This window comes from Streptomyces sp. NBC_00631, from assembly GCF_045206895.1.
Taxonomy (GTDB): Bacteria; Actinomycetota; Actinomycetes; order Streptomycetales; family Streptomycetaceae; genus Streptomyces.
The window spans coordinates 89,642-102,613 of record NZ_CP107734.1 but is presented as its reverse complement, the minus strand read 5'-3'; the positions used below and the strand labels follow the sequence as shown (position 1 = coordinate 102,613).

Below are 12,972 nucleotides of genomic sequence, written 5' to 3'. Positions count from 1 at the left end.
AGGAGTAGGATGAAGAAATGACCTCGCCAACACCGGTCCCTACTGGCAGGCCTCGCGCGTTCGACATCGACGAGGCACTCGATCGTGCAGTCCTGGTGTTCTGGTCAAAGGGTTTCGAGGGTGCCAGCCTTGACGACCTCACCGAGGCGATGGGTATCAGCCGCCCCAGCCTGTACAGGGCGTTCGGCAGCAAAGAAGACCTCTTCTACAAGGCGCTGGAGCGCTACACCGAGGGCTTGACCGCCTACTTCGGCCGAGCTCTGGCAGAGCCCACGAGCGGAGCAGTGGCTACTGCCGTGCTCCACGGGGCGGTCGAGGCGGCAACCATGCCGGGATTGCCCACGGGCTGTCTTGGCGTGCAGGGCGCGTTGGCCACCGGGGATGAGAGCCGCCCGGTCCGAGACGCACTCATCGCATGGCGTGAGGATGGGATAGCCCACTTGACGCGCCGGTTTCAACAGGCGGTGGACGCCGGTGACCTTCCGCCTTCCACAGATCCTCATCTTCTCGCGCTTTACCTGAGAACAGTCGCCAACGGGATCGCCGTCCAGGCCGCGAGTGGTAGTTCCCGCCCTGAGCTGCTGCAAGTCGCGAACCTCGCGTTGGTCAGCTGGCCAAAGCCATAGTCAGCCAGTCAGCCCGGGATCTGCGCACGTACTTCGACTTTCTGTGGTTCGCGCGAGACCGGCGTGACTGGCGCGACGCGTCCATGGATGACCGGGCGGCGTACGAGTGGTGGCGTCATCGCGACGAGCGTGGACCTCGTCTGTAAGAACCCCTAACGAAATGCGGTTCGGTCGAAGACTCCGCTGCCTACGGCGGGTGTGGAGTTGCATGACAGGATCCGGCTGTGACGTGCGATGTGTGTGGCCACGAGATGCGGCAGACACCGGTTGCGGAACCGCGAATGGCGTGGGACTTGCCGGTGAAGGAGCGGTGGTTCTGCTCCTGGTGCTACGCGTGGACCGAGCTGGGACACGATCCCCGTGAGGTTTCACGGCCTCAGTACCAGCCCATGTACGGGCGCTGGGAACGGGCGGAATCACCGGATCTTCCTGAGGACGTGGCCCACGCCTACGACACGGCCTATGCCTACACAGGTTCCGGCGCGACGCTGTGCGGCATAGAACACGAAAGCCTCTCGGTCTCTCCGTACTCGTGGGTGCCGGATCGGAGCAACGCCTGCGGTGCTTGCAAGGAGACCGCGGCCGTCATTGACCAGCGCTGGCCGTTGGAGATGCGTGGTGGAAATCGTGTCAACCCCACGCCTCCCCCCGGTTCCTGCTGGCCCCCTTTCTAGGGCTGCCCGCTCGACGCTCTCAGCCGCCTCCAGCAGATCAATGCGCACGCGAGCCTGAGGAACGCTTCGTGGATGTCGTCGCGGACCTCCCAGCCAATGCGCAGGCGACGGAACCAGTGCAGGTGGACAAACGTACGCTCCACAACCCAACGCTGGGCGCCCAGGCCAGAGCCATGCTCGGTACCGCGGCGGGCGATCAGCGGTTTCACACCGAGGTCCCAGACCAGGCGGCGGTACTTGTCATGGTCGTAGCCGCGGTCGCCCAACACCACGTCTGGTCGGCGCCGAGGCCGACCGCGCTTGCCCCGCACCGGCGGCACGGCCTGGAGGAGTGGGATCAGCTGGGTGACGTCGTTGCGGTTGCCGCCAGTGAGAGTGGCTGCGAGCGGGATGCCGGTAGCGTCGGTGATCAGGTGGTGTTTGCTGCCCGTCCTGCCCCGGTCAACGGGGCTTCGTCCGGTCTTAGCTCCCCCTTTACTGACTTCGGCTCGTCAGGGTGATATTTCCTGAAGTCCCCGCTGGGCCTGGGGTAGTGGCTGTACTCCGTGGTGTGTGAGGTATGCGGACGGGGGCGGGCTGACCCCTGCGGGACGTCAGCGCCGGGAGACGGTACGGATGCAGGCGGCCGAGTTGTTCGAACAGAAGATCAAGCCGCTGGAGGTCGCACGACGCCTGCGGGTGAGCCCGAAGCCGGCTTACCAGTGGCACCAGTTGTGGCGGGACGGCGGCGCGCGGGCGCTGGCTTCCCGTGGCCCGAGCGGATCGCGATGCCGACTGTCCCCGCGCTGTCTAAAGAAGCTGGCCGCGTACCTCGATGAGGGCCCTGCCGCGCACGGCTGGGTGGAGGACCAGGTGTGGACCGCGGCGAGGGTGGCCACTCTGATCGGCAGGAAGTTCCACGTCTCCTACAGCGTCTCCGGCGCGACAAGGCTGATGCACCGGCTCGGCTTCAGCCCGCAGGTCCCCACGCGGCGGGTCGCCGAGCGTGATGAGCAGGCCGTCACCGTCTGGAAGGAGGCGACCTGGGACGAGGTAAAGGAGCCCGGGCGGCCCGCGGAGGCTACATCTGCTTCGAGGACGAGGCAGGCTTCACCCGCCGGCCGCCCAAAGGACGCACCTGGGGCCGACGCGGAGTGACTCCGCAGGTGACGGTGAGCGGAAGACGTTCGGGACGGCTCTCCGTGGCCGGGCTGATCGCCATGCGGCCCGGCTCCCGGACCCGGCTGTGCCACCGTTTGCGCACCCACGCCTCGGGCAAAGGCAGCCGCCGCAGCATGGGAGAACGCGACTTCATCGCGCTGATCGACGGAACTCACCAACTCGTCAAAGGCACATCTGCCGGGAAAAGGATCTACCCGCTCGTGAAAGAGCTGGCCGGGGACGGGGTGCCCGTCACGGTTGCGTGCCGGGTGCTGAAGCTCGCCAGACAGCCCTACTACCGCTGGCTGGGCAAGCCGGTTGCCGATGCCGTGCTGGCGGAGGCATATCGCGCGAACGCGCTGTTCGACGCCCACCGCGACGACCCGGAGTTCGGCTACCGGTTCCTGGCCGATGAAGCCCGTGGTGCCGGGGCCGGGATGGCCGGGCGCACCGCGTGGCGGATCTGCCGGGACAACCGCTGGTGGAGCGTGTTCGGCAAGAAGCGCGGCAAGGGCAGGAAGGCCGGCCCGCCGGTGCACGACGACCTGGTCCGCCGTGACTTCACCGCGGATGCCCCCAACCGCCTGTGGCTCGCCGACATCACCGAACACGCCACCGGCGAAGGGAAGTTGTATCTCTGTGCGATCAAGGACGTCTTCAGCAAGAGGATCGTCGGCTACTCAATCGACGCGCGGATGAAGTCCCGCCTGGCCGTGACCGCCCTGAACAATGCTGTTGCCCGGCGTGAACACGTCGACGGGTGCGTTCTGCACACCGACCGGTTGAACTCGCCCAGTTCCGGTCACGGAAATTCGTCCGGGCACTCGATGGTCACGGGATGGCCGGGTCGATATGAAGAGTCGGGGCCGCAGGCGACAACGCGGCCATGGAATCCTTCTTCAGCCTGCTGCAGAAGAACGTCCTCGACCGCCGGACCTGGGCCACCCGTGAAGAACTACGGATTGCGATCGTGACCTGGATCGAACGGACCTACCACCGACGCCGCCGGCAAGCCTCGCTCGGCCGGCTGACCCCCGTCGAATTCGAAACCGTCATGACCACACCGGCCCTCCAGGCTGCGTGACCGAACCTGTCACCCAAACCTGCAGCAGCCCCGACCATGTACTTGTCGGCGATGGCCAGTCTCAAGTCCTGCCATGCCTCCAAGGCTTACTACCAGCGGAAGCGGAAGGAGGGGAAGGGACACAAACAGGCCCTCATCGCCCTCGCACGCCGACGCGTCAACGTTTTGTGGGCGATGATCCGTGACAGAGAGTGCTACCACGCTTCACTTCCCGTCGCGGCATCAGCTTGACATCAGCATTGGGAAGTCCCGTAAGCCGTGCTTCAGCTGACAGCGACAGGACGCGGGTGGAGAAGTCGGTGGCAGACTGACGGCCGGTAAGGGACGATCACGACGTGCACGGCCATGCTCCTGCCGGACGCGGCCGAACGCTTTGAGCGGTGTGATGCCGTGCTGACGTCGGATCGATGCTCGGCCTGGCGCTTTCCACCCCGGGCCGGAGAGGACGCGTGTGTCGCTCGCTCTTGAAGATCGCTTGGCCATCATCGAACTGGTCTCGTTGCACGGTCACCTCGTTGACGACGGAAGCCTTGACCGGTTGGAGGAGTTGTTCACCGCCGATGTGGTCTACGACCTCACCGACTTCGGCCAGGAGCCGCTGTGCGGGGTGGCGGCCATCCGGGAAGCGGCATGGGCGCTGGGAGCGGCCAATCCTGTCGCCCACCACGTCACCAACGTCGTCGTAACCGCATGGGCAGACGGTCGGGTGCAGGTCCGCTCCAAGGGGTTGGGTATCAAAGCGGACGGCTCCTGCGGTTCCGTCTCCTACGACGACACTGTCGTGCGCACCGCGGACGGCTGGCGGATCAGCTATCGCAGACTCTCGCCACGCCGAACTCCCCTGGGTGGGATGACAAAGCCTGGCTGACCAGGCACGTCCCGCCTGGTCCTAACCGGTCAGGACGACATTGTGCAGGCGGGCGATGCCAAGCATGGCGTGGTGGACACCGTCGCCTTTGAGACGGCAGTCGCGCAGGATCTTCCAGCTCTTCATGCGGGCGGAGACGTGCTCGACGCGGGCTCGGACTTTGCGGTGGGATGTGTTGTGCTCCTCCTTCCAAGGCGGAAGGTCGTCCTGTCCGCGCTCGCGGCGGTGCGGGATGACCAGGCCCGTTCCCCAGTATCCACCGTCGGCGATGACAACGGCCCTCCCGACATTGGCCTTGGCTCCGGACAGTTCCCATGCCTTGCAGTCGTTCCGGTTGCCGGGCAGGGGCCGGCCGACGGCGACGACAAGCCGGGTGTCGGCGTCAATGACGACTTGGTGGTTGGTGGAGTACCGATAGTTCTTCGACTGCTCGGCAACCGTGTGGTCGCGGGTGGGGACCAGAGTGCCGTCCACGATCAGCACGGTCTCCTTGCGGAACCGCTTGCGCTGCCGCAGGGCGAGTAGCGGTCCGAGATGACCGATGATCCGTGCGGCAGCCGATTTGGACACGCCGAACAGTGGGCCGAGCTGCCGCAGCGTCAGGTTCGTCCGCCAATACGTGGTGACCAGCAAGACCCGGTCATGCAGCGGCAGACTCCACGGCCGACCTTTGCAGGCCGAGTCCGCGCCTTCGTGCCGTAGGGCGGTGACCAGCTTGCCGAACTGCCGCGGGCTCAGCCCGGTGAACGGGGCTATCCAGACACCTCAGGGCCCTGACGCGTCAAGTCCTCTTCGGTGAGTGAATGGTTTCCCCAGCGGTTCCAGAGCGTGTGATGCCATTCGCCGGAATCGGTGCCGGGAGGCGTCACCGGCGGCACCGGCCCTGGGCTGGTCTCGATCAGGTGCAGAAGTGACCAGGCGACGCCGTAGCAGTCGTCAGGGCCGAAGCAGGCAGCCAAAGCATGCGCCTCGTCGGGTGTGACAGGCGCGGAGATGGCTTCGAGTTGTTTGACTCGCCGGTCGATCTCCTCCTCGTCGGCATCCCAGTCGGGCAGAGGTCCGTCGGCGACGAAGGTCTGAACTTCGGGTCTCATCCGTGAATGATCGACTGCGTGGGCGACCTGGAGCAAGGCGCGTTTGCCGCAGGTCAGGCAGCAGCCCTCTCCGTCACCGAGGGCGGTGTGGGGAAGGCGGCCAGCTCGTCGAACCGTTCGCCGTGCTGGAGGCAGTGGTAGAGCTGGCCGATCATGCGATTGAAAAGGTTGCGCTGGGCGGCGGCGTGCCACTCTGCGTGGTTGTCGCGTCGTCGTCGGTAGTGGGCTTTGGCGCCAGGTGAGGCGGTGATCGCGGAGAACGCCCAGAGGTAGCCGGCGTGGTTGAGACGGTCGTTCTTCACCCAGCGTCGCGTGATGCTGGACTTCTTGCCGGACGCCCGGGTGATGGGCGAAGCGCCGGCGTATGCCTTCAGGCCGCGGGCGTCGGCGAACCGTCGCCGGTCGTCCCCGATCTCGGCAAGCACTCGGGCGCCGAGCTGGATGCCGAGGCCGGGGAAGCTGAGGATGATCTCAGCGTCCGGGTGCTGAGGGAAAGCCTCCTCGACCGCCTCGGCGAGGTTATCGGCGGCGGTGCAGGCGGCCTCCAGTTGAATCAGGAGTGCGAGCATCTGCTTGCCGAGCGCGTCCTCGACCAGCTGCGGCTGGCGGGCCCAGTCAGCGCGGAAGATCTCGCGGAGCCGCTCGGCCTCGGCTGCGATGCCCCGCTGCCGACCGGACCGCTTCAGGGCTGCCTGCAGCTGCGTGCGGGTAAGTCGAGCGGCCGTGGCTGGTGTCGGGGCCGCCTTCAGGAGCTCGTGGGCCTCGCGTCGGCAGAGGCCGTTCTTCCAGGACTCGACGGCTGCGAGAGCGGCTGGGTAGTACTCGCGCAGCAGGGAGCGGAGCTGGTTGGCGATCTGCTGGCGGTTCCAGGTTGCGTCCTGCTGAGCGCGGGCGAGGACGGCGACGGCGCGGGCAAGGTCACTGTCCTGGGGAAGCGGCCGGTGGGCGTACATGTCAGTCCGCAGCACATTGGCGAGGACCAAGGCGTCGCCAGGATCGGACTTCTTGCGGGAGACGCTGTGCCGGTCGCGGTAGCGAGCGGCGGCCATCGGGTTGATCGCGAACACCTGCCGCTCGCCGGTCCTCAGTACCGAGACGAGCAGACCGCGGGAGGTCTCGCTCGCGACCGGGATCGGGGATTCCTCAGTGTCGCCGTACTCGGCCAGCAGATCGAGCAGGATCTTGTAGCCAGCAGCGTCATCGGTGATGTGCCGCTTGGCCAGTAACTGGCCGCTGTCGTCGACCAGGGCGACGCCGTGTGTGCGTTCCGCCCAGTCGATGCCGCAGTAGATCAAGGTCTTTTCCCTCCCAGCGTTCGGGTGTTTGTACTGGTCACGAGCTCATGCGGGACCACGCAGCGACCTAATCCCAGGACTCGACGCGAGGGTCGGTCCGCCACCTCAGTAGCTGTTCGTGGCACCAGCTCACCGCACGGGCCCCGGTCTGCGCTGGAGCTGAAGGCTCGGGCATCACGAGGGGTCACCATGCGGCGGGCTCGCACCACGTTCACCAACGAGTGATCAAGTGGGCAGTGTTGACGACGATGGCGGTCACGAGAGCATCGGGCACCACCACTCTGGATATAGGGATCAAGTCCCCAGACGGCTCAAGGCGTCGGCCCGACACCCACGTGACCGCCATCGCGACCAACGCGTCTACTGCTCGAACAGGCCAGCGGGTGTATGTCCCTCAGGACTGTCGCTATCACCGGATTAGGACGGCTCCGACGCCGTGATCGCACCAGCCACATGGAGATCATTGCGGATCTGAGCATCCGCCCAGCGGTCATCAGTCCGTTAGAGAGAGGCAGAACTCGTTGCCTTCAGGATCGGCCAGGACGATGTTGTCCGCGTGCCGGTCCTGCACAGTCGCACCCAGAGCAGTCAGACGCTGGATCTCCGACTCAGGGTCCGTAGCAATTAGGTCCACGTGCACGCGATTCTTCGCGCCCTTGGCTTCTGGCACGAGTTGGAACCACAGACGAGGTCCTCCGTCTGTCGGCTCAACGAGCACCGTCGGGTCGTCTTCGGTGCTGGTGATCCCCAGCGAGCGCAGGCGTGCAAGTTCCGCATCGTCGTACGGAGCGACGGCATAGCCATCCAGAGCTGCCGCCCAGAAGCGGGCGGTGGCCGCAGGGCGAGCGCAGTCGAAGACGATGTCATGGAGTCGCGCCATCCATCCATGATCCACGCGTCTGACGGACGATGTCACGCCGTTTTCAGAGCAAGGACGGCTGGGGGCCAGGCGCTCGAAGATCACTTACGGGACAGCCCTTAGCCCCAATGCCGTTGCTTTACGGGTTGGTGGGTTGGGGTCGTTTGATGCTGTCTGCTCGGGTGCCGGTGCGGGTGGGCTGGGGCCAGGTGTGGTGTTGGGCCCGTTTGAGCCGGTAGTTGGACATCTTGCGTTTGACGACGCGGGGCTGGCTGCGCAGGCGTCTGTGCGGCAGGAGTCGTTCCAGCAGGTCGTGCTGGAGCAGGACGAGCGCTCGCACCAGCAGGTCAGGGGAAAAACTGCCCGGCGTGACGGTCACGCTGCGCCGGGCAGAGCGCAAGGTCTCGGTGAAGGAGACTGGTCGGGATCGAGCCCCCGGGTGGCGGCGGTTCTCACCATCAGCTCGCGCAGAGCGTGGTGGACCAGCAGGTGTGCCCAGATCTGCTGGAGGACACCGTCGGGTGTTTTGCTGCTGATCACCACGCGGGCTCCGCGTTGATGGGTCTTGAGCTCGGCGAAAACGGCTTCCGCCTCCCAGCGCTCCTGGTAGAGCGCGGCCAGCTGACGGGCGGGATGGCGGCGGGCATCGAGCAGGCTGGTCACCAGCCGGTAGTCCTCGCCTGCGCGGCCGGTGCCGTTCAGCCGGTAGGCCAGCACCCGCACCGTGACCGGGTCGCTGTGCGCTGGATCGGTGTGAGCGTGGATGCGGGAGAGCCAGGATCCGTCCCGCAGGATCCGGTCAACGGGCAGGACCCGGTTGACCGGCACCCTCCCCAACAGGTCGGCGCCAGCAGCGGTGAAGGCCCGCCACAACGGCACGCCGAGGAACTCACGGTCGGCCAGGACGAGTTGTCCCGGCCCGCAGGAGCGGGGCAGGCGGCCCACCAGGGTGACTTCCCCGGTGCGGCAGCCGGCCAGCTCGGCGTCCAGCACCAGGTGCGTGCCCACTTCAGTCAAGCAGGCCATCCGCACCTGGGGAAAAGAGCTTTTGTCGTGGCCGCGGCTGTTTCCGGGGCGGCCGAAGGCAGCCTCGTTAGCCGGGCTGTCGGCAACGTCCCAGCAGGTCCCGTCCACTGCCAGCAGCCGCAGCCCCCGCCAGAACGCCCCCGGAGTACTCTCGGTGCCCATCGGTTTTGCGGTCGTGGTGAACAGGACCCGCAGCGGCTCCGGACCCAGCCGCTGACGGGCTCTAAACAGCGACGATTTCGCCGGAACGGGCCAGTCGCCCAGCAGGCCCTGGCCCCGCAGGCCCTCGACCAGATGCCGCATCACCTCCAGATACGGCGCCGGCGAGAACAGGGCCAGCCCGAGCACGAAGTACACCATCAGCCGGGCCGGCAGCAGGCGTCTGCGCTGCTCCCCACGACCGCACGCGGCAACTGCACGATCCACCAGACCGGACGGATACACCCAGGTCAGCAGCCCCAGACCTGATAACTCGCCGACATCCGCAGACACCCGAACCACCCCCGGGAACACTGCACAGCAGCGTACGCCCACGAGCTAACGCAACGGCATTGCCCTTAGCCCCGCCCACCGAAACCTCGGACGGCGGCGGACAGCTTGGCGAACTGCTTCTCGCCGGAATTTGATCGTCCCGTTCCCCGAGCTGTCGGAGTGCAATGGGACGGCTCTCGCCTTCAACCGGCCCTACAGGGAACGGCTGTTGTCAGTGGTGCCTGGCATGGTTCGGATCATGTTCGACGGACTTCATGACATCGACTGGGCGTCGATGGAGCACGCGTACGGCTCCGCCGAGGAGGTGCCGGCGCTGCTGAGGGCGCTGCGCTCCCTGGATGCCGGGGAGCGCCGCACGGCCCTCGATCGCTTCTACGGTGCGGTGCACCACCAGGGCGACGTGTATCCGTCCACGGCAGCCGCTCTGCCCTTCCTGTTCGAGCTGGTCGCTGATGGCGCCGCGCCCGGGCGGGCGGCCCTGGTGGCGCTGCTGGTCAGTATCGGCCGGGAGTCCCTGGAGCGGGGCTTCGCGGACGACGGCACCGAGATCGAGTACTACCCGCCGACAGGCTACGGGCAGGCCATCGCCTTCCTGCGCGAGCGGGGAGCGGAGTTCGCCGAACTCGCCCGTGACGCAGACCGGGACGTACGCCTGGCCGCGATTTCCGGCCTCGGGCTCTTCCTTGACGACGCTGACCGGGCTTCTGCAGTACTGCGCGAGCGGCTGGCCGCCGAGCAAGGTGTCGCGGCGCGGCTGCGGATCATGGATGCGGCGGCCACCCTGGCACTGCGCCTGCCAGCGGCCGCGCACGCCGTAGTGGACTGGCTTGCCGGGCTCGCTGCCGACCCCGCCGGGGGTCCGGTGATCCGGCTCGCGGCCCTGATCCAGCGGGCCCGCTGCGCTCCGGATGCGATCGGCGAGGACGTCGTGCCGGCAGCCCTCGGACTGCTGCGCGAGAGCGCCCGCGTCCTGCCTGTGCGGCCCATCGCGCCGGGTCCGAACCGTCCGGTCACATCCGCGGACACCCTTGCGCCCCAGGTTGTCGCCGCCTTCGAGGATCTCGACCGGCGCACACCCGTGTTCGCACCGACCACCATCCTGCTGCGGACGTTTCATGAAGTTCTGGGTGCCCGGGTGCTGGAGCGCACGGCGGTGCTGACCGGGCAGCTGTGCAGCCCCGATCCCGGCTCGCGCCTGGACGCGGTGCGTATGAGCGGGGAGTTGATGCGGACCTGGCGCGGGGACCACACCCGCCTCCTCCTGCTCGTTGCTGACCAGCTCTCCATGGCCGACGAGGAGGTCGCCGCCGAGGCTGCGGCCGTCCTGGAAGCCTGCCACCCGATTGCCGCCCCGGCCCAGGAGGCACTCGCCGCGCGCATCGACGCTCAACGCGCGGCGCGCGGCCCCAACGTGTGGGCCGCACCGGATGCGCTGCTGCGCAGGGGCCACCAAGAGGCCGTCCGGGCCCTGGCACGCTTGGGCGACGCACGCGCGCTGCCGAGTCTGCTGGCCGGCCTGGACAGCGACGTCGACGCTTGGCGGGCGATCCAGGTCGTCGGGCATCTGCCGCAGGCTGCTGGCGAGTTGGTGCCCCGGCTCTGCGACCACCTGCGCCGGATCGACCTCTCCGAGCAGCGGAACGAGATGAGCGCCAACGCGATCCTCTCCGCCCTGGCCACGCTCGGCGACCCGCCCGCGGTCACTGCGGTGGTGGACGCCCTCGGTACCGCCATGCACCATGAGCAGCACGGCATCACGCGATCAGCGCTGAAGGCGCTGGCGGCGTTCGGCCGGGCAGCGGCCGGCGCACGGGACACGATCCGGTCGCTGACCACCGCCAGCGACGCACACGTACGCCCCGCCGCCGTCACCGCCCTGTGGGCCGTGGGCGGTGACCTGGCCGAGGTCATGCCGCTTCTGCTGGGCCTCCTCGACGACCGCATCACCTTCCGCATCGACGACGCGGCGGATCTGCTCGGCGAGATAGGCCCGCCCGCATCCGCCGCCCTGCCGCGCCTGCGCAACCTCCTGACGCACGACTACGAATGGGTGCGGGTGCACTGCGCGGTGGCGCTCTGGGAGATCGGCGGCGAGGCGGAGGCACCGTCCGTCTTGAACGCCCTGCTGCAGTCCATGGCCAAGAACCCCGCGACGGCCAACCACGTCGTCGGCTGCCTGGACCGCATGGGCCCTCTCGCAGCACCGGCACTGCCCCTGCTCCGCGAGCAGCTGGCCCTGCCCCGGCGCGGCGGCAGGTTCCAGAGCATCGACCACGACGAGGCACTCCAGCGGGTCGGCCGCACCGTCATCGCCCGCCTCGCCACACCCGACGACCTCGTTGCCCCCGTCACCGACTACCTCGTCTGACACTGCCGTAAGGAGAGACATGTCCTTTCCCGAGTTTCCGCAGCCCGCGCCCGGCGAAGTGCTGTTGGTCTGCACGTGCTACGAGGACGGCCGGGCGCTGTGGGGCGGGCTCCTCGACGAGATCGCAGCCCGCCGGGAAGACGACGGGCTCGTCCTCGGGGGCAGCGGCGTGCGGCTGCGTATGGTCGAGGACAGCGGGTGGGACCACCTGTATGGGGGAAACATCCCGGCGCTTGTTCCCGGCAGCGGTCCCGTGCCGCCGGTCGTGGTTATGGCGGACATCCCGGTGGTGTACGGCGGGGACGGTCCGCTGCTGGTGGACCTGGCGGCGATACCCGGCCGCGGTGTCCGGATCCCGTCGGCCCGGCTCGGCGAGATCCTCGCCGACCTGCTGGGCGGCGCACTCGCCTTCGACGGCCTGGTGCGCGACATGGACCGGTACGGCATGTACCAGGGCGACGGCGGCCGGCCGGCTTTCCCCACGCCCGCGTCGGCACCGCCGCGCCGGTCCTTCCCGCCTCTTCCTTCCACCGGCGCGGCCCTGCTGGTGCGCACCTGCTTCGACGACGAGGCCGGCTGGCAGGCCCTGCTCGGCGAACTGGGCGGGACAGACGCAGACGGCTGGGTCGGCGCGGACCCGGACTTGGACGAGATCGACGAGGAGCACTTCCCGTTGACGGCGCTGGTCGTCGACCACCCTGCCTTCGAAGGCCTCCAGCCGGGCCAGGTCCCGGCGCTCGTCCCGCCCGACGAGCACACCACACTGGTCGCGCTCGCCGACGCCCGGACCTTTACCGAGCCCGGACGACCTCTGACCGTCGTCGACCTGTACGACACCCCAGGACGACAGGCCGTCCTTCCCTGCCGCGAGATCGGATCCATGGCCTGCAACCTGGAAATCGCCAACATGGACTTCTACGAGTTCGTCACCGAAGACCAAAGATCCCGCTGACATAGTGCGGTTCACGACGGAGACGGAGGATGGCACGCTCTGCACCCGCATCCCCGACCACCGCAAGCCGACGAGCCGGCCGATCCACCCCGGAGGTACACCCACGATGACGCCCGAACCCGAGCCTGCCCAGAACGGCCCCGCCGCGGCCTCAACGGGCCGCCCCGCGTCCCTGACGCGCGCGGTACTGGCCAAGCGTGGCTTCGTCGGCTTCGTGCCGTTCGCCGACCTCCCACACAGCACCGTCCCCACCGGGGAGGGCATCTACGTCGTGCTGCGTCCCTCCGCCTCACCCCCCGCCTTCCTAACACGCAGCCCCGCCGGCCACCGCAAGGGCCACGACCCCACCACGACGACCGCCAACCTCAACAGCGCCTGGGTGCCCGGCGCCACAGTGGTGTACATCGGCAAGGCCGCTGGCCGCCAAGGGCTGAATCAACGGCTGAACGCCTACCGCCGCCAGGGTCAGGGGCGCAACGCCGGGCACAGCGGCG

11 protein-coding genes and 4 pseudogenes are annotated in these 12,972 nt (G+C 67.9%); 8 read left to right on the top strand and 7 right to left on the bottom strand.

Annotation, left to right across the window (positions count from 1 at the left end):
* Window positions 1–17 precede the first annotated feature (17 nt).
* A complete protein-coding gene (locus OHB00_RS00500; RefSeq protein ID WP_406430115.1) occupies window positions 18–626 on the top strand; it encodes a TetR/AcrR family transcriptional regulator in 609 nt (202 codons plus the stop codon).
* A 670-nt stretch (window positions 627–1,296) separates the two neighbouring features.
* On the opposite strand, the pseudogene OHB00_RS00495 reads toward OHB00_RS00500, so the two are convergent.
* Window positions 1,297–1,770 (bottom strand): annotated as a pseudogene (locus OHB00_RS00495) (IS5 family transposase); the annotation flags it as partial.
* Between the two features lie 106 nt (window positions 1,771–1,876).
* Between OHB00_RS00495 and OHB00_RS00490 the strand changes: the two are divergent.
* From OHB00_RS00490 to OHB00_RS00470, 5 genes and pseudogenes are all read left to right on the top strand, one after another.
* The gene (locus OHB00_RS00490; protein WP_406445546.1) at window positions 1,877–2,437 is read left to right on the top strand and encodes a winged helix-turn-helix domain-containing protein; all 561 of its coding nucleotides are present in this window, start codon (window positions 1,877–1,879) and stop codon (window positions 2,435–2,437) included.
* A pseudogene (locus OHB00_RS00485) lies at window positions 2,323–2,628 on the top strand (transposase); the annotation flags it as partial. The gene OHB00_RS00490 and the pseudogene OHB00_RS00485, both read left to right, overlap by 115 nt.
* Window positions 2,629–2,643: 15 nt before the next feature.
* Window positions 2,644–3,524: pseudogene (locus OHB00_RS00480) on the top strand (IS3 family transposase); the annotation flags it as partial.
* A gap of 36 nt (window positions 3,525–3,560) precedes the next feature.
* A pseudogene (locus OHB00_RS00475) lies at window positions 3,561–3,755 on the top strand (IS110 family transposase); the annotation flags it as partial.
* 220 nt (window positions 3,756–3,975) lie between these two features.
* On the top strand, window positions 3,976–4,392 hold the full coding sequence (locus OHB00_RS00470) for a nuclear transport factor 2 family protein (RefSeq protein ID WP_406430113.1): 417 nt from the start codon (window positions 3,976–3,978) through the stop codon (window positions 4,390–4,392).
* Between the two features lie 21 nt (window positions 4,393–4,413).
* On the opposite strand, the gene OHB00_RS00465 is transcribed toward OHB00_RS00470, so the two are convergent.
* From OHB00_RS00465 to OHB00_RS00440, 6 genes are all read right to left on the bottom strand, one after another.
* Entirely contained in the window at window positions 4,414–5,148 is a 735-nt protein-coding gene (locus tag OHB00_RS00465) for a transposase (protein ID WP_406445544.1), read from the bottom strand.
* On the bottom strand, window positions 5,145–5,486 hold the full coding sequence (locus OHB00_RS00460) for a hypothetical protein (RefSeq protein ID WP_389112469.1): 342 nt from the start codon (window positions 5,484–5,486) through the stop codon (window positions 5,145–5,147). The genes OHB00_RS00465 and OHB00_RS00460 overlap by 4 nt, the downstream gene beginning before the upstream one ends.
* Window positions 5,487–5,539: 53 nt before the next feature.
* Window positions 5,540–6,781 (bottom strand): IS110 family transposase, encoded by a 1,242-nt coding sequence (locus OHB00_RS00455; protein WP_406430111.1) that lies wholly within the window; start codon window positions 6,779–6,781, stop codon window positions 5,540–5,542.
* Window positions 6,782–7,274: 493 nt separating this feature from the next.
* Window positions 7,275–7,661: a VOC family protein gene (locus tag OHB00_RS00450; protein ID WP_406430109.1), complete on the bottom strand. Its 387-nt coding sequence runs from the start codon at window positions 7,659–7,661 to the stop codon at window positions 7,275–7,277.
* A gap of 118 nt (window positions 7,662–7,779) precedes the next feature.
* Complete coding sequence (locus tag OHB00_RS00445) at window positions 7,780–8,019, bottom strand: hypothetical protein (protein WP_406430107.1); 240 nt, start codon at window positions 8,017–8,019, stop codon at window positions 7,780–7,782.
* The gene (locus OHB00_RS00440) at window positions 8,016–9,158 is read right to left on the bottom strand and encodes an IS4 family transposase (protein ID WP_406430105.1); all 1,143 of its coding nucleotides are present in this window, start codon (window positions 9,156–9,158) and stop codon (window positions 8,016–8,018) included. Before OHB00_RS00440 ends, OHB00_RS00445 begins: the two co-directional genes overlap by 4 nt.
* Window positions 9,159–9,396: 238 nt before the next feature.
* Between OHB00_RS00440 and OHB00_RS00435 the strand changes: the two genes are divergently transcribed.
* Window positions 9,397–11,526 carry a HEAT repeat domain-containing protein gene (locus OHB00_RS00435; protein WP_406430103.1) on the top strand — a complete coding sequence of 710 codons (2,130 nt, stop codon included), beginning with the start codon at window positions 9,397–9,399 and terminating at the stop codon, window positions 11,524–11,526.
* Between the two features lie 19 nt (window positions 11,527–11,545).
* A complete protein-coding gene (locus tag OHB00_RS00430) occupies window positions 11,546–12,478 on the top strand; it encodes a DUF6924 domain-containing protein (protein WP_406430101.1) in 933 nt (310 codons plus the stop codon).
* The last annotated feature ends 494 nt before the right edge of the window (window positions 12,479–12,972 follow it).

Bases quoted from the DNA above. Each gene is read 5' to 3' on its own strand.
- OHB00_RS00460 (WP_389112469.1), bottom strand. From the start codon at position 5,486: ATGAGACCCGAAGTTCAGACCTTCGTCGCCGACGGACCTCTGCCCGAC.
- OHB00_RS00450 (WP_406430109.1), bottom strand. From the start codon at position 7,661: ATGGCGCGACTCCATGACATCGTCTTCGACTGCGCTCGCCCTGCGGCC.
- OHB00_RS00435 (WP_406430103.1), top strand. From the start codon at position 9,397: ATGTTCGACGGACTTCATGACATCGACTGGGCGTCGATGGAGCACGCG.
- OHB00_RS00500 (WP_406430115.1), top strand. From the start codon at position 18: ATGACCTCGCCAACACCGGTCCCTACTGGCAGGCCTCGCGCGTTCGAC.
- OHB00_RS00430 (WP_406430101.1), top strand. From the start codon at position 11,546: ATGTCCTTTCCCGAGTTTCCGCAGCCCGCGCCCGGCGAAGTGCTGTTG.